Source organism: Micromonospora sp. NPDC050686, assembly GCF_040654475.1.
Taxonomy (GTDB): domain Bacteria; phylum Actinomycetota; class Actinomycetes; order Mycobacteriales; family Micromonosporaceae; genus Micromonospora.
Window position 1 is genome coordinate 55,561 of sequence record NZ_JBFAID010000010.1, and the last position, 15,132, is coordinate 70,692.

The following is a 15,132-nucleotide window of genomic DNA, read 5'->3' on the forward strand; positions in this document are numbered from 1 at the left end:
CCGCCGAATTGCGCTCTATCACATCAAGGCGGCCCGCAAGCGGGCCGCGCCGGCCGCGCTCGGCCTGCTGGCGGCGCAAGCGCCGGCATCGGCCGGGCCGGCCGGCCAGGATTGAGAGTCACAGGATCGGAAGACCTCGCGGCTCCGCCCCGAACCCCGACCCTCCTCAGAGATCCGCCAGCATGTTAGTTGCGCGTGTGACTAGTCGCGCGTGAGTCCTGGCGGAAGGGCGTCTTCGTCGGTCCGGACCCGGCGAGCGTTGACCAGCGGATTGTCGTGCAGGGCGGTGATCAGTGTGGTGGTCCCGCCGATGTCGGTCCATATGTCGTCCCAGAGGGCGGAGATGAGCCAGGAGTGATCTGCAGGGAAGAACAGATCGGGTAACGATCCATTGCCGGCGCGCATGTGGCCAATCCGCCAGGCGAGGGCTTGTTCGGGTCCTGCTTCGACCAGCACATAGGGCCAGTTCCAGTAGAGGGACACCTTCGGAGCGAGGGGGAAGACGATGTTGTGGGCACCCGTGTCCAGATAGCCCAGCCACCAGGGCTGGTCAGGGGTGTGCTGGGTGAGTACGTCGATCACAGCGCGTTCATGGGCTTGGAAACTCACGCCGTCGGGCGGGTAGAAGGTGGCGTAGGCGTCGAACACCGGCGGTATCGCTGTAGTGATCGAGAAGCCTTCCGTGGTTTTGCCAGCGATCCAGGCGATGTCGCGGGCCGTACCGATCCGCCAGCTTCGCCCGTCCTTGGTGACCTCCATGGAACCCATCATGATGGGATCGACCTTGGTCTTGCGGGGTCTCGCGTCCTCGGGCGCGAGGCCCGGTTCCGGTTCGGTCGACATGCCTGCTCCACTCCTCGGCACCCGCCGGGCGCGCCATGGTCGGTATTCACGAGGCCGGGTCTGTAGGCCACCACTTCGACTACGCGCACATAGGTCGAGGGAAGCAGCCCGGCGTGCCATTAGCGTGCCATTGGGCGAGGACAACAGGGCCAGCCGAGGCCACGAGAGACTGCCGAGACCAAGCCGCCAAGCCCGTGGCCCGCCGGAGATCGACAATTCCCAAGCTGACAGTGCGGGTTCGATTCCCGTCACCCGCTCCAACGTGAGGCCCCAGCTCAGGACAGGTTGCCTGGCTGGGGCCTGCATCGTTGCTACCGCTTCTGGTGCTGGCCGTGCCCGCTACGCGTCCGATCCCTGCTCTGCGGCGGATCGCGGCTCAGCCGGACGTTCAGCTCGCCATGCTCGGACGATGCCGGGCGTGACGTCCCCGATCCGGGCCGGATGCGGAGCCGCACACCGGCCAGGGCCGGTGTGCGGCGCGCTCGGCCGGATCACACCGATGACTCTTCGACCGCGGCGCGGTCTGTCGGGGGACGGAGCAGAAACCGAGGGAGCATCCGATGGGCAAGCTGGTCGTGACGGAGTTCGTGACGCTGGACGGGGTGGCACAGGCGCCGGGAGAGCCCGACGAGGACCGCGAAGGCGGCTTCCGGCACGGCGGGTGGCAGGCGCCGCTGTTGGACCACGAGTCCGGCTCGACCATGTTCGAGCAGGCCACGAGCATGGACGCGCTGCTGCTGGGCCGGAAGACCTACGAGATCTTCGCCGCCTACTGGCCGCAGGCACCCGCGGAGATGCCCTTCACCGGCTTGCTGAACCGGGTGCCCAAGTACGTGGCCAGCCACACCCTGGCCGAGCCCCTAGGGTGGGCGGGTTCGACGCTGGTCACCGGTGACCTCGCCGAGGGCGTCGCCGGGCTGAGGGACCGCCACGACGAGCTCCACGTGATCGGCAGCCTGGACCTGGTGCAGTCGCTGCTGCGCCACGGCCTCGTCGACCGGCTGAACCTGTGGGTCTACCCGGTGGTGCTCGGCAGCGGAAAGCGGCTGTTCGCGGAGGGCACGGTGCCCGCGGCCCTCCGGCTCACCGAGTCGGTCACCCACGCCAACGGCACGCTGCAACTGACGTACGAGGCGGCCGGCACCCCGACCTACGGCAACCTCGCCATCTAGCGCGTGAGGCCCAGCTCAGGGCAGTTTCGACCGCTGGCGGCAGCCGGCGGGGCGAGGAGGAACCGCCGGACGTCCACCCCCGCAGAGGTTCACCACCACCCAGACCGCCACCCCGGAGGCCGACCAGCAGCAGCCAGGTCTGCAGCAACAGCAGCACGCGGGTCTGCTCGACGAGCGGGGGCAGCGCGCGCCGGTTGGCCACTGTAGTGGGGCAACGCTCATCAGGGGGTCTCCGAAGTGTCGGATTGGCCGGGCATGATGACGCGATGGGCACCGAGTATGCCGGCACCGACCAGTTCCGTGGTGCCACCTTCCAAGCAGTCGACCTCACCGGCGCGACGTTCCGCGACTGTGACCTGACCGGGGTGCGGATCGTCAGCTCGGAGATCGCGGACCTGCGGGTCTCCGGGTTCAACGGCACGGCCGGGCGGGTGGTGGTCGACGACGTCGACGTCACCGCGTACGTGTCGGCGGAGCTGGACCGGCGGCACCCGGAGCGGGTGCGGTTGCGTGCGGTCCGGTCGGCCGACGACCACCGGGCGATGTGGGCCACGGTGGAGCGGCTCTGGGCGGAGACCATCGCCCGTGCCGAGCGCCTGCCGGAGCCGGCCCAGCACGAGCGGGTCGACGGCGATTGGTCTCTGGTGGAGACGCTGCGCCACCTGGTCTTCGCCGCCGACACCTGGGTGGGCCGGATGATCCTCGGCGAGGCGGTGCCGCACCACCGGTTCGCCCTGCCACCCACCGACTATCCGAGCGGGCGCGCCGCGGAGATCGGCGTGGACCTGGCCGCGCGGCCGGCGTACGCCGAGGTGCTGGCGCTGCACGCGAACCGGATGGTCCGGGCGCGCCGGGTGGTCGCGGACCTCACCGACGCGGAGCTGGACCGGGTCTGCACGGCGGAGCTGGCTCCGGTCTGGGGCACGGAGTCGCACCCGGTCGGTGAGTGCCTGCGGGTGCTGATGGGGGAGTGCTGCGCGCACCGCCGCTACGCGGAGCGGGACCTCGCCGTCATCGAGGCCCGCCGGGACTGATCAGACGTCGACCGTCAGCCGGACGGTCACCGTGTCGCCCACGTCGAGCCCTCCGGCCCGGCGCACGTCGGCCCGCAGCGGCACCAGGTAGCGCCCGTCCTTCGGATAGAGCGAGGTCGCCCAGGTCGATCCGCCGATCCGGGCGGTCACCGGGATCATCCCCCAGCCGTAGCTGACCTGGGCGGAAACGTCCTCCAACTGGTGGCAGGCGTCCTCGGGGACGGTGACGAAGTGATGCGGCGCCGGCCCGCGCCAGAACCAGATGCCGGTGTGCAGGGTGGCAGCCTGCCCGCCGTACGCTGAGGATCATGCGGATTGGCATCGTGATCCTGCCCGACCAGCGGTGGGCGCAGGCGCAGCGGCGGTGGCGGCAGGCCGACGAGTGGGGCTTCGATCACGCCTGGACGTACGACCACCTGGGCTGGCGGGACCTGGTCGACGGGCCGTGGTTCGACTCGATGGCCACCCTGACGGCGGCGGCCACGGCGACCTTGCGGATCCGGATCGGCACCCTGGTCGCCTCGCCGAACTTCCGGCACCCGGCGGCGTTCGCCCGTCAGATCACCGCCCTGGACGACATCTCGGACGGCCGGGTGCTGCTCGGCCTCGGCGCCGGCGGCATCGGCTTCGACTCGGCGGTGCTCGGCGGTGAGACGCTGCCGCCGCGGCAGCGGGTGGACCGGTTCGCCGAGTTCACCGAGCTGCTCGACCTGGTGCTGCGGGAGGACGGGACGACCTGGCGCGGCGACTGGTTCGCCACGGTGGACGCCCGCAACAACCCCGGCTGCGTGCAGCGGCCCCGGGTGCCGTTCGTGGTCGCCGCCAACGGTCCCCGGTCGATGCGGCTGGCCGCCCGGTTCGGCCAGGGCTGGGTGACCACCGGCACCGGCGCGGACGACCTAACGGGCTGGTGGGACGGCGTCGGCGAGTTGTGCGGCCGGCTCGACCGGACGCTCGCCGAGGCCGGCCGCGACCCGGCCACCCTGGACCGCTACCTGTCGCTGGACTCCGCGCCGGTGTTCTCGCTGAGCAGCGCCGACTTCTTCGCCGAGCAGGTGGCCCGGGCGGCGGCTCTCGGCTTCACCGACGTCATCACCCACTGGCCCCGCCCGAGCAGCTGGTACGCCGGGGACGAGGAGGTTCTGGCGGACGTGGCGACCCGACTGCTGCCCGAGCTGCGTACCCCCTGATCGCCGCCGCCCACCGCGCGCCGCCTCAGGTGCTGAGGTCGCCGGTGCTGATGCCGCCGTCGCCGGCCGAGACCAGCCGGAAGCGGACGCAGACCACGTCCGTGTCGTCGTCGACCGGGGTGCCCTCCCGCGCCCAGTAGGCCGCGTGCCCGGCCCGCCACTCCTCGACCGACCGGTCACCCTCCCCTTCGGAGCGGGCGAAGTCCCAGCTCACGTCGGCGAAGCGGACCACCTCGATCCCGGTCACCCGCACCACGCCGACCAGGTGGCCGTCGTCGTCCACCAGGGCCAGCCGCTCGCCGACGTGTTCCAGTTCCTCCTGCTCGTGGGCGTACTCGGTGAGCAGGCCGGCGGTCGCGGTCTTGACCCCGGCGAGCACCAGCCCGTTGAGCCGGGCGCGGAGCTCACCGGGGGTGCCGAGGTCGAGGGTGCGGAGTCCGCCGATTCGGGGCCACATCCTGCCGAGCCTACCGACCGGGTGGTTCAGATCAGCTGGCCGGCGTAGCCGGCGGCGGCGAGGACCCGGGTGTCCCCGGTGGCCGCGTGCGAGTCGAGGACCGCGTCGGCGAGCTTGACCACGTGCTCGTCGCCGTGCCGGGCGGCGCGGGCGAACGTCTCGGCCGGGTCGGCCGGCTGCACGGCGGGTGCGCCGGCCGGGTGGGCCGGCGCGTACACCGCGGTGACGGCCGCCGTGGCCGACCAGGCCGCGGCGAGGCTCGGAGCCCACAGCGGCGGGTCGAGGGCCGGCAGGGTCCGCAGCACCGCGGTGGGCGCGGTGACCGCGTGCACCAGCATCACCGGGTTCTCGTGGCCGAACCGCAGGTAGTCCAGGCTCGCCCGGTGCACCAGCGCGGTCAGCCCCCGCTGCGCGTCGGCCGGGATCCGCGCCGGCCGCGGGGCCGTGAGGGCGTCCGACCAGTGGGGTACGTCGGGCAGCCGGCTCAGCCGGTCGCGGATGCCACCGGTCCGGTCGGGCAGCCGGGGCAGCGAGTCGAGCGCGTCGACCACGTCCGCCCGGCCGGCGAGCGGCCCGGCGCCCGGCACCGGTTGCCAGCGGGCGGCCCAGTAACCGAGCGCCTGGCCCAGTTCGGTGCGCCGGTCCGGGCTCTCGCCCGCCTGTCCGGCCTCGCCGTCGAGGAGGGCGCGGACGGCGTGGCCGACCCGGATCACCCCGTGCGTGGCGCCGGCGGCGATGCCCGGCAGCAGCCGCGGCCACCAGCTCCCGAGCACCTCGCGCCAAGGCCGTTCGCGCAGTTCGCGCTCGAAGTACCCGAGCCAGTCACCGGCCCGTTTCGGGTCGCCGAGCGCCTCCCGCCAGTCGTCGATCGGCCGCAGCCCGCGCGGCCGTTCGTCGAGCCGCCTCAGGTACCCGTCGAGCCAGCGGTGCACCCGGCCGACGTGCCCGTGCCGCACCAGCGCCTCCACCGCCATCGGCCCGTGGTTGGAGAGCCAGCCATCGAATTCCGGCCCGGTGTGGTGCAGCCGCCGGTATGCCTCGTCCAGAATCCCCGTGTCCATGCCGCCATCGTGAAACCTCAACCTTCGTGGAGGTCAATGGGTGGTTCGGGCGACAGCCGCGCGGCGTCGAGCAGGGCGTGCAGCCGCAGTTCGGCGGCGGTCTCCGGCGGGCAGTCCCGGACCACCACGGCGGTTCCCAGCACCTCGGCGCCCCGAGCGGCGCAGATGGCGTGCGTGGCGCGTACCTGGGCGCCGGTGGTCAGCCAGTCGTCGACGACCAGCACCCGGTCGCCGCGGCCCAGGTCGGCGTCGCGTACGCCCAGCCGGACCCGGCGTCCCCGGAAGTCCGGCCGGCTCTGCGCCCAGCTCACCGGCCCGGCCGGCACCCGGCCGTCGCCTGCCTTGTAGGCCGGCGCGAAGCCCACGCCGAGCGCGGTGGCCGCCAGCGGGCCGAGGATCAGCCCGGTCACCGCCGGGGCGACGACGACGGTCGGCCGGGCGGCGCGGAACGGCGCCACCAGCGCCGGCCCGAGCTCGGCCAGCACCGCAGGGTCGCGCCACCAGCCGGCGACGTCGCTGACCAGGTGGTCGCTGGCCGGGCCGGGGTCGATCCAGCGGAACAGCTCGACGAGGCGTTCGCTCAGCTCAGCGGGCACGGCACCCATCCTGCGGCACGGCGGGTGGCCGCGGCGACGGGGCCCGACCGGCCCACCTCGGCTCGGACGATCGGCCACACGTATGCCTGTAAATTGGGCGATACCACCATGATCACGTTGACTTCGGAAGTACTTCTCTCGTTACGGTCCGGTCTCGGTTCACCCGATCGACGAAAGGACCAGGTCAGTGGCTGGTAGGCACACCCTGCGCACCCGCTTCTTCTCCTCGCCGAGCGGTATCGCCGCCACCGCGGCGGTCGGTGTCGCGCTCGCGGTCGGTGGGACCGTCGGTGCCGTCCAGCTGACCGCCGGCGAGGCGGCCACCCCGCCCGTGCTGGACAGCGCCCCGCCGGCCAGCACCTCGGCCGCGCCGAGCGCCTCGCCCAGCCACAGCCTCTCGCCCAGCCCCACCCGCTCGCCGAGCGCCTCCCCGTCGCCGAGCGCGACCGTGACCGCCGCCCCGAAGGCGACCCGGTCCCCGCAGGCGGCGTCGCGGGGCAAGGCGCGTACGGCCAGCCCGAAGCCGACCGCGACCCGGACCGCCAGCCCGCAGCCGACCGCCGCGAAAAAGACGGCGGCCGTGGTCGACGGCGGCACCTGCGGCGCGTCGTTCTACGACGAGGGCCAGATGACGGCGAACGGCGAGACGTTCGACCCGAGCGCGCTGACCGCCGCGCACAAGACCCTGCCGTTCGACACCAAGGTCCGGGTGACCAATCCGGACAACGGCAAGTCGGTGACCGTACGGATCAACGACCGCGGCCCGTACATCGACGGCCGGTGCATCGACCTGTCCCGCGCCGCGTTCGCGGCGATCGCCTCGCTCGACCTCGGCGAGCTCACGGTGAAGTACGAGGTGCTCGGCTGATCCGGGCGGCGGGCGTCGATCGGCGGCCGGCCTGGTCCCGTCGGCCAGAACACCCTCGGACGTCAGGGCAGGTTCATGCCATGGTTCATCTTCTTCAGGCATGCTGTCCGGTGTACGCATGCAGCCCCTTCGGTCGGGCGGTAGCCCGCTGACTCCCGGATCCCGCGCCGGACTCGGCGCGGCCCTCGGGCTGCTCGCGATCGTCTCCGCCGCCGAGCTGGCCGACGGTCGCCCGGTGCACTACGTCGCGCTGATGGTGGCCACCCCGTTCCTGGCCGCCGCGTTGGCGTCCTGGCCGGTGGTGCTCGGCGTGGGCGCGGTGGCCACCTTCACCGGGGCCGGCTTCGCCCTGGCCGAGCCGGAGATGTCACTGGTCACCGGGGTCAACGTGGCCGGCATCGCACTGGCCACCGCGGTCGCCGCCGGCGTCGCCGCGGTACGCCAGCGCCAGGCCGAGCAGATCGCCCAGTTGTCCAAGCTGGCCACGGTGGCCCAGCAGGCGGTGCTGCGCCCGTTCGGGCCGCAGGTCGGCTCGCTGGCGGTGGCCGCCCGGTACATCTCCTCCACCGCCACCGCCGAGATCGGCGGCGACCTGTACGAGGCGATGGACACCCCGTACGGCGTCCGCATGATCATCGGTGACGTGCGCGGCAAGGGGCTGGACGCGGTCCGGCTGGCCAGCATCGTGCTCGGCTCCTACCGGCACGTGGCGTACGAGCGCTCCGACCTGCGGGCGGTGGTCACCGACCTGGACCGGGCGGTGGCCCGCAACGTGGGCGACGAGGACTTCGTCACCGCCGCGCTGGTCGAGGAGCGGGGCGGGACGCTCACCATCGTGAACTGCGGCCACCCGCCACCGCTGCTGCTGCGCCGGGGCGCGGTCATCCCGCTGGAGCCGCCGGCCCCGGCCCCGCCGTTGGGGTTCATGCCGGTGGTTCGGCCCCGGGTCGAGCGGCTGGAGCCGGGCGATCGGCTGCTGCTGTTCACCGACGGCCTCGGCGAGGCCCGCCGGGACGGCGAGTTCTTTCCCACCGCCGACCGGGCCTGGCGGCTGCTCGGCCACGGCACGGTCGCCGACGGGCTGGCGTCGCTGGAGACCGCCCTGGTCGAGTGGGTGCACGGCCGGCTCGACGACGACATCGCGCTGGTCCTGATGGAGTACACCGGCTCGCACGGTCCCACCCCGGCGGCCGTGCCGAGCTGGGAGGTCGGCGCCGCCGAGGCCTGACGGCCGGCCCGGTTCCGTCCGGCGAACCGCAGGTGTGTAATCGCTGTCACTTCGGTGATCGGGTTGTCGCTGCCTACCCGTGAGTAATATAGTCGGGGTTACTGATCGGTAACACCTGTCCGGAAGCGGGGCCAGCGAGCATGACCCACTACAAGAGCAACGTTCGGGACCTCGAGTTCAACCTGTTCGAGGTCTTCGGGGCGGACCGGGCGTTCGGTCAGCCGCCGTACACGGAGCTGGACGTCGACACCGCCCGTAGCTTCCTCTCCGAGGTCGACCGCCTGGCCCGCGAGGACCTGGCCGCCAGCTACCTGGACAGCGACCGCAACCCGCCGGTCTTCGACCCCGCGACGCACACCGCGCCGCTGCCGGAGTCGTTCAAGAAGTCCTACCGCAGGTTCATGGAGTCCGAGTTCTGGCGGCTCGACCTCCCCGAGGCCCTGGGCGGCACGAACGCCCCGCGCGCCCTCTGGTGGTCGCTGGCCGAGCTGGTGCTCGGCGCCAACGCCCCGATCTGGATGTACGCCTCCGGCCCCTCCTTCGCGCACGTGCTGCACGTGGAGGGCACCGAGGAGCAGAAGAAGTGGGCCCGGCTCTTCATCGACAAGCAGTGGGGCTCGACCATGGTGCTGACCGAGCCGGACGCCGGCTCGGACGTCGGAGCCGGCCGCACCCGGGCGATCCAGCAGCCGGACGGCTCGTGGCACATCGAGGGCGTCAAGCGCTTCATCACCTCCGGTGAGCACGACCTGAGCGACAACATCGTCCACTACGTGCTGGCCCGCCCGGTGGGCGTCGAGGGCGTCGGCGGTCCCGGCACCAAGGGCCTGTCCCTCTTCGTGGTGCCGAAGTTCCACTTCGACGCCGAGACCGGGGAGCTGGGCGAGCGCAACGGCGTCTACGCCACCAACGTCGAGCACAAGATGGGCCTGAAGGTCTCCAACACCTGCGAGGTGACCTTCGGCGAGCACGGCGTACCGGCCAAGGGCTGGCTGCTGGGCGAGAAGCACGACGGCATCCGGCAGATGTTCATGATCATCGAGTACGCCCGGATGATGGTCGGCACGAAGGCGATCGCCACCCTCTCCACCGGCTACCTGAACGCCCTGGAGTACGCCAGGAACCGGGTGCAGGGCGCCGACCTGGTCCAGCAGGCGGACAAGACCGCGCCGCGGGTGACCATCACCCACCACCCCGACGTGCGCCGCTCGCTCATGCTGCAGAAGTCGTACGCCGAGGGCCTGCGGGCGCTGGTCTGCTACACCGCCGGCTGGCAGGACAAGGTCGCCGTCGCCGAGGCGGCCGGCGACGAGCAGGCCACCAAGCTGGCCAAGCGGGTCAACGACCTGCTGCTTCCGCTGGTCAAGGGCGTCGGCTCCGAGCGGGCGTACGAGCTGCTCGGCCACGAGTCGCTGCAGACCTTCGGCGGCTCCGGCTTCCTCCAGGACTACCCGCTGGAGCAGTACGTCCGGGACGCCAAGATCGACACCCTGTACGAGGGCACCACCGCAATCCAGAGCCTCGACCTGATCTTCCGGAAGATCGTCCGGGACAACGGCAAGGCCCTGCTGGCGGTCGCCGCCGAGATCCAGGAGCACATCACCTCCGAGGCGGGCAACGGCCAGCTCAAGGAGGAGCGGCAGGCGCTCGGCAAGGCGCTCGCCGAGGTGCAGAACATCCTCGGCGTGATGACCGGCTGGCTGGGCGAGGCGCAGGGCGGCGGCGACACCCGGGCGCTCTACAAGGTCGGCCTGAGCAGCCGACGCTTCCTGCTGGCGCTCGGCGACGTGGTGGTCGGCTGGCTGCTGCAGAAGCAGGCCGACGTGGCCCTGACCGCGCTGAACGGCGAGGTCTCCGCCGCCGACAAGGCGTTCTACACCGGCAAGGTGGCCGCTGCCCGGTTCTTCGCCCGCGAGGTGCTGCCCCGCATCGGCGCCGACCGGCGGATCATCGAGGGCACCGACCTCGACCTGATGGACCTTCCGGAGGAGGCGTTCTGATCCCCGGCAGGGTGATCGTCCCGGTCTGACCCACGGCGGCCGGCGAGCACACGCTCGCCGGCCGCCGCCGTGTCCCACCGCCCGCCGCAACCCGCGTCGAGCGGTCACCGCGACTTGCGGCATGTCGGCCGTTCCAGCCCCCTGGATGCCGCGACTTGCCGCATGTCGGCCGTTCCAGGCCGCTGGATGCCGCGACTTGCCGCACATCCCCCTTGTCCCCGCGTCCGGATGCGCGATTCGCGGGCGCTCGTTCGGATAGCCGCGCCGCCTGGCGGGTAACCGTCGCGGACACGTCAGGGGCACGCCCAAGGGCCACCGCACGGGGGAGTGCAGCGCACATGGGCATTGGCAGCGCCATCTTTCTCATCGCGCTCGGCGCGATCATGACCTTCGCCATCCGGGCCAACGTCTGGTGGCTCGACCTGCGCGCGGTCGGCTGGGTCTTCATCCTGGCCGGGCTGGCCGTCCTGCTCACCACGCTCTGGTTCTGGCAGGACCGGCGCAAGCGGGCACGCACGCTGATCGTGGAGGAGAACCGGCTCTCCCACCCGACGGCGATGATGCCGCCGCCGCCGGACCCGCCGCCACCGACCGCCCCGCCCTCCTGAACCGCCCAGAGGGGCGCCCTGCTGTGCGGAATGCGTTAACGGGGGGCCCCTCCTTGCACCTCAGCCGCGGGCGGTGTGGCGGGTGGTGATGGGGGCGGTGTTGGGGGTCAGGTTTGGCCAGGGTGACGGGGGGCGGTGGATCACCAGGTCGGTGGTGCGCAGGCCGTCCGGATCGGCCCGTTTTGGGTCGAGCAGGGCGGAGAGCAGCGAGATGCCCGGATTGTGGGCGACCAGCAACACGGTGCCGGCCGCCGGCTCGACCGACCGGAGCAGGGCCAGCAGGTCCTCCGGCCGGGCCTCGTACGCGGCCGCCTCGTAGCGCACCACCGGGGACGAGCCCGCCGGGCCGCCCTCCGGCGGCGAGCCGGTCATGCCCAGCGCGACGCCGTGCCAGGTCTGCCGGGTGCGCCGGGCCGGCGAGCAGAGCACCACGTCGGGCAGCAGGCCGTGCCGGGCCAGCCAGGCCCCGGCGGCGGCCGCGTCGGCGTGCCCGCGCGCGCTCAGCCGGCGCTCGGCATCGGGCGAGGACCCGGGCTGTTCGGCCTTGGCGTGCCGCAGGAGCACCAGGGTCCGCTCCTCGGCTGTCCGGTCCGTCATGGGCACAGCTTGCCTGATTGGCGATCGGAGCGCCTGGGTATGTCGATGCGTGCCGCTACCTCATCCATGGCCGCGGCGGTAGGAAACGCCAGCTGAACGCCAAGGAGGCGACGTCATGGGCATCGGTGCCAGCATCTTCCTGATCGCGCTGGGCGCGATCTTCGCGTTCGCCATCGACGCCGACCTGGGGTGGCTCAACGTCAACGTGGTCGGTTGGGTGTTGATGCTCGCCGGCCTGGTCGGCCTGTTCACCACCCTCTACTTCTGGAACCGCCGGCGCACCGTGGTCGCCGCGCCGGTGCGCGAGCGCGTGGTCGCCGACCCGGTGGTGCCGGTGCAGGACGACCGGGTGGTCCGCGAGGAGTACCGCGAGGTCCGGCGCCCGGGTCGTACGGTCTGAGCGCGCGCTCGCCAGGGACGTGGGGGGCTCCGCAACGACGCGGGGCCCCCTGCCCCTGCCCGGGGCCGGCCGGTCGCCGGCCGGCGGGTCTCAGGCGAAGAGCGCGAAGTAGATCGCGATGTGGTGGCAGATCGCGGCGACCAGGGTGCAGGCGTGGAAGAACTCGTGGTGGCCGAAGACGGTCGGCCACGGGTTCGGCTTGCGCAGCGCGTAGAAGACCGCACCCACGCTGTAGATCGCCCCGCCGACCGCGAGCAGCACCAGGGCGGCAACCCCGCCACCGTGCAGGATCTGCGGCAGCATCGCCACCGACACCCAGCCGAGGGCGAGGTAGAGCGGCGCGGAGACCCAGCGGGGGGCGTGCGGCCAGATCAGCTTCACCCCCACCCCGGCCAGCGCGCCGCCCCAGACCAGGGCGAGCATGAGGGTGGCCATCCGGCGGTCGAGCAGCAACGCGCAGAACGGCGTGTACGTGCCGGCGATGAATACGAAGATCATCGAATGGTCCAGCCGGCGCATGATCTGGTAGCCGCGTTCGGACCACACCCGGCGGTGGTAGAGCGCGCTGGTACCGAAGAGCCCGCACACGGTCACGCTGTAGATCAGGCAGCTGACCAGCGGGGCCCAGCCGGGACGGGTGGCGGCGACCGAGCAGAGCACGATCCCGCAGGCGAGAGCGACGAAGAACGCGTACGTGTGCAGCCAGCCGCGCATCCGGGGTTTACCGATGTCGACCGGCTTGAGCCGCAGCGGCGCCGAGGTGGTCACGACAACAGGTTACGACACCGTAGGTTACTTGTAAGTAGTGTGAGGCGGGGATTTCCCCGACCGGTCGCGGATCGGCCACCATGACGGGGTGCGGATCCGGCCCGTCGGCGCGTACGCGCTGCTGATCGAGTGCGACCATCCCGACCAGGTGGAGGGATGGCGGGCCGAGCTGTGCCGGCGCCGGGAAACCGGCGAGCTGAACGCCGTGGAGATCGTCCCGGCCGCGCGTACCGTCCTGCTCGACGGGGTGGACCCGGCCGCGGTGACCCGGCTCGTCGCCGGCTGGACGCCGGCACCGCCGACCGGCATGCCGGGCGCCGGTGAGGAGGTCGAAGTCCCCACCCTGTACGACGGGGCGGACCTGCCCGTGGTCGCCGGGCACTGGGGCGTGCCGGTGCCGGAGGTGGTGCGCCGGCTGCGGGATACCGAGTTCCGGGTGGCGTTCTGCGGGTTCGCCCCCGGATTCGGCTACCTCACCGGCCTGCCGGCCGAGCTGGCCGTGCCCCGGCTGGCCACCCCCCGCCCCCGGGTGCCCGCCGGCTCGGTGGCGCTCGCCGGCCCGTACGCGGGCATCTATCCGAGCGCCTCACCGGGCGGCTGGCTGCTGGTCGGCCGAACCACGCTGCCGCTGTTCGACGTGCACGCCGACCCGCCTGCCCGGCTCACCCCCGGCACCCGGGTCCGGCTGGTGCCGGCGTGAGCCGGTCCGCCGCCGTCGAGGTGCTCCGGGCCGGCGCGCTGACCACCGTGCAGGACCAGGGCCGCCCCGGCTGGGCGCACCTCGGCGTACCCCGGTCGGGCGCGCTCGACCCGGCCGCGCTCCGGCTGGCCAACCGGCTGGTCGGCAACCCCGAGCCGGCCGCCGGCCTGGAGGTCACCCTCGGCGGCTGCGTGCTGCGCTTCACCGCGGCGACCACGGTGGCAGTGACCGGCGCGGACACCGAGCTGTGGGTGGACGACCGGCCGGCGGACGTCGGCCGGCCGCTCTCCGTGCCGGCCGGTGCGGTGCTGCGGATCGGGCCGCCCCGGGCCGGCCTGCGCAGCTGGCTGGCCGTCGCCGGCGGAATCGCGGTCGAGCCGGTGCTCGGCAGCCGCTCCGCCGACACCCTCTCCGGGCTCGGGCCGCCGCCGATCCGCGACGGTGACCGGCTGGCGCTCGGCCCGCCGGCCGGCGACCCCGCCCCGGTCGACGTCACGGTCGGCTGGGCGCCTCCGGCGGAGATCCGGCTACGGGTGCGCCTCGGTCCCCGCGACGACTGGTTCACCCCGGCCGCCGTCCACCGGCTGCTGCACACCCCGTACACGGTCGGTCCGCTCAGCAACCGGGTCGGCGTACGCCTGGAAGGCCCCGCGCTGCCCCGCGCGGTCCCGGGCGAGCTGCCCAGCGAGGGCCTGGTGCTCGGCGCGGTGCAGGTCCCGGCGGACGGCCGGCCGCTGGTCTTCCTGGCCGACCATCCGACCACCGGCGGCTACCCGGTCATCGGGGTGGTCGCGGACGTGACCCCACTCGCGCAGGCCCGGCCAGGGACTACGGTGAGGTTCCATGGACCTGAACGCTGACCTCGGCGAGGGATTCGGCACCTGGCGCCTCGGCGACGACGAGGCGCTGCTGGACCTGGTCACCTCGGCCAACGTGGCCTGCGGGTTCCACGGCGGTGACCCGTCCACCATGCGTCGGGTCTGCGCCGCCGCGGCCGAGCGGGGGGTGGCGGTCGGCGCCCAGGTCGGCTACCGGGACCTGGCCGGCTTCGGCCGCCGGTACATCGCGTACGCGTTCACCGAGCTGCGCGACGAGGTCACCTACCAGCTCGGCGCCCTCGACGCGTTCTGCCGGCTGTTCCGCACCCAGGTCCGCTACCTCAAGCCGCACGGCGCCCTGTACCACGCGGCGGCGGTCGAGGAGTCGCAGGCGGCGGCCCTGGTCGCCGCGGTCAGGGGGTACGACCACGAGCTGCCGATCCTGTGCGCGCCCGGCTCGATGCTGGCACAGCTCGCGGTCGGCGCCGGCCTGCGGGTGGTCGCCGAGGGTTTCGCCGACCGAGGCTACCTGCCCAACGGCTCGCTGGTGCCCCGGACCAACCCCGGCGCGCTGATCGCCGACCCGGAGGAGGTGGCCGCCCGGGCGGTCCGGATGGCCACCGAGCACACCGTGGTGGCGGTCGACGGCAGGGTCATCCCCTGCCAGGTCGAGTCGGTCTGCCTGCACGGCGACACCCCCGGCGCGGTGGCCGCGGCGGAGCTGGTCCGCGCGGCGCTGCTCGACGCGGGCGTCACCCCGAAGCCGTTCGCCTGAGCGCACCGGGTCCCGGC

General features: G+C 72.9%; 18 protein-coding genes. 11 read left to right on the forward strand and 7 right to left on the reverse strand.

All coding sequences use genetic code 11. From position 1 onward, the window contains the following. Positions 1 to 201 precede the first annotated feature (201 nt). Positions 202 to 843 carry a hypothetical protein gene (locus tag AB0H57_RS10475; protein WP_357504804.1) on the reverse strand — a complete coding sequence of 214 codons (642 nt, stop codon included), beginning with the start codon at positions 841 to 843 and terminating at the stop codon, positions 202 to 204. A gap of 560 nt (positions 844 to 1,403) precedes the next feature. Here AB0H57_RS10475 and AB0H57_RS10480 point away from each other — a divergent pair. Both AB0H57_RS10480 and AB0H57_RS10485 read left to right on the forward strand, forming a co-directional pair. After that, positions 1,404 to 2,015 carry a dihydrofolate reductase family protein gene (locus tag AB0H57_RS10480; RefSeq protein WP_357504806.1) on the forward strand — a complete coding sequence of 204 codons (612 nt, stop codon included), beginning with the start codon at positions 1,404 to 1,406 and terminating at the stop codon, positions 2,013 to 2,015. Positions 2,016 to 2,281: 266 nt separating this feature from the next. Further along, complete coding sequence (locus AB0H57_RS10485; RefSeq protein ID WP_357504808.1) at positions 2,282 to 3,049, forward strand: DinB family protein; 768 nt, start codon at positions 2,282 to 2,284, stop codon at positions 3,047 to 3,049. Here the strand turns inward: AB0H57_RS10485 and AB0H57_RS10490 are convergent, their stop codons facing one another. Beyond that, positions 3,050 to 3,325: a DUF1905 domain-containing protein gene (locus AB0H57_RS10490; protein ID WP_357504934.1), complete on the reverse strand. Its 276-nt coding sequence runs from the start codon at positions 3,323 to 3,325 to the stop codon at positions 3,050 to 3,052. 32 nt (positions 3,326 to 3,357) lie between these two features. On the opposite strand from AB0H57_RS10490, the gene AB0H57_RS10495 reads away from it, so the two are divergent. Beyond that, positions 3,358 to 4,239: an LLM class flavin-dependent oxidoreductase gene (locus AB0H57_RS10495; protein ID WP_357504810.1), complete on the forward strand. Its 882-nt coding sequence runs from the start codon at positions 3,358 to 3,360 to the stop codon at positions 4,237 to 4,239. A 25-nt stretch (positions 4,240 to 4,264) separates the two neighbouring features. On the opposite strand, the gene AB0H57_RS10500 is transcribed toward AB0H57_RS10495, so the two are convergent. From AB0H57_RS10500 to AB0H57_RS10510, 3 genes are read right to left on the reverse strand one after another with little or no spacing between them, the layout of a single operon-like run. Then, the gene (locus tag AB0H57_RS10500) at positions 4,265 to 4,696 is read right to left on the reverse strand and encodes an ASCH domain-containing protein (protein WP_357504811.1); all 432 of its coding nucleotides are present in this window, start codon (positions 4,694 to 4,696) and stop codon (positions 4,265 to 4,267) included. Positions 4,697 to 4,722: 26 nt separating this feature from the next. Continuing rightward, on the reverse strand, positions 4,723 to 5,757 hold the full coding sequence (locus tag AB0H57_RS10505) for a questin oxidase family protein (protein WP_357504813.1): 1,035 nt from the start codon (positions 5,755 to 5,757) through the stop codon (positions 4,723 to 4,725). 17 nt (positions 5,758 to 5,774) lie between these two features. Beyond that, positions 5,775 to 6,353 carry a phosphoribosyltransferase family protein gene (locus AB0H57_RS10510; RefSeq protein WP_357504815.1) on the reverse strand — a complete coding sequence of 193 codons (579 nt, stop codon included), beginning with the start codon at positions 6,351 to 6,353 and terminating at the stop codon, positions 5,775 to 5,777. A 187-nt stretch (positions 6,354 to 6,540) separates the two neighbouring features. Between AB0H57_RS10510 and AB0H57_RS10515 the strand changes: the two genes are divergently transcribed. From AB0H57_RS10515 to AB0H57_RS10530, 4 genes are all read left to right on the forward strand, one after another. Beyond that, on the forward strand, positions 6,541 to 7,221 hold the full coding sequence (locus AB0H57_RS10515) for a septal ring lytic transglycosylase RlpA family protein (RefSeq protein ID WP_357504817.1): 681 nt from the start codon (positions 6,541 to 6,543) through the stop codon (positions 7,219 to 7,221). A gap of 100 nt (positions 7,222 to 7,321) precedes the next feature. Further along, positions 7,322 to 8,449 carry a PP2C family protein-serine/threonine phosphatase gene (locus tag AB0H57_RS10520; RefSeq protein ID WP_357504819.1) on the forward strand — a complete coding sequence of 376 codons (1,128 nt, stop codon included), beginning with the start codon at positions 7,322 to 7,324 and terminating at the stop codon, positions 8,447 to 8,449. Positions 8,450 to 8,589: 140 nt separating this feature from the next. Continuing rightward, the gene (locus AB0H57_RS10525) at positions 8,590 to 10,449 is read left to right on the forward strand and encodes an acyl-CoA dehydrogenase (RefSeq protein WP_357504821.1); all 1,860 of its coding nucleotides are present in this window, start codon (positions 8,590 to 8,592) and stop codon (positions 10,447 to 10,449) included. 338 nt (positions 10,450 to 10,787) lie between these two features. After that, complete coding sequence (locus tag AB0H57_RS10530; RefSeq protein WP_132390535.1) at positions 10,788 to 11,057, forward strand: DUF6458 family protein; 270 nt, start codon at positions 10,788 to 10,790, stop codon at positions 11,055 to 11,057. Positions 11,058 to 11,117: 60 nt separating this feature from the next. On the opposite strand, the gene AB0H57_RS10535 is transcribed toward AB0H57_RS10530, so the two are convergent. Then, positions 11,118 to 11,654, reverse strand: coding sequence for a histidine phosphatase family protein (locus AB0H57_RS10535; RefSeq protein ID WP_357504823.1), 537 nt, complete (start codon positions 11,652 to 11,654; stop codon positions 11,118 to 11,120). 115 nt (positions 11,655 to 11,769) lie between these two features. Here AB0H57_RS10535 and AB0H57_RS10540 point away from each other — a divergent pair, with 115 nt between their 5' ends. Further along, positions 11,770 to 12,054: a DUF6458 family protein gene (locus AB0H57_RS10540; RefSeq protein ID WP_357504826.1), complete on the forward strand. Its 285-nt coding sequence runs from the start codon at positions 11,770 to 11,772 to the stop codon at positions 12,052 to 12,054. A 90-nt stretch (positions 12,055 to 12,144) separates the two neighbouring features. Here AB0H57_RS10540 and AB0H57_RS10545 read toward each other — a convergent pair whose 3' ends face one another. After that, complete coding sequence (locus AB0H57_RS10545) at positions 12,145 to 12,822, reverse strand: hemolysin III family protein (protein WP_357504828.1); 678 nt, start codon at positions 12,820 to 12,822, stop codon at positions 12,145 to 12,147. An 88-nt stretch (positions 12,823 to 12,910) separates the two neighbouring features. Between AB0H57_RS10545 and AB0H57_RS10550 the strand changes: the two genes are divergently transcribed. From AB0H57_RS10550 to AB0H57_RS10560, 3 genes are read left to right on the forward strand one after another with little or no spacing between them, the layout of a single operon-like run. Further along, entirely contained in the window at positions 12,911 to 13,522 is a 612-nt protein-coding gene (locus AB0H57_RS10550; protein WP_357504830.1) for an allophanate hydrolase subunit 1, read from the forward strand. Further along, entirely contained in the window at positions 13,519 to 14,382 is an 864-nt protein-coding gene (locus AB0H57_RS10555) for a biotin-dependent carboxyltransferase family protein (protein WP_357504832.1), read from the forward strand. The genes AB0H57_RS10550 and AB0H57_RS10555 overlap by 4 nt, the downstream gene beginning before the upstream one ends. Next, a complete protein-coding gene (locus AB0H57_RS10560) occupies positions 14,366 to 15,115 on the forward strand; it encodes a 5-oxoprolinase subunit PxpA (RefSeq protein WP_357504834.1) in 750 nt (249 codons plus the stop codon). The genes AB0H57_RS10555 and AB0H57_RS10560 overlap by 17 nt, the downstream gene beginning before the upstream one ends. Positions 15,116 to 15,132: the final 17 nt, after the last annotated feature.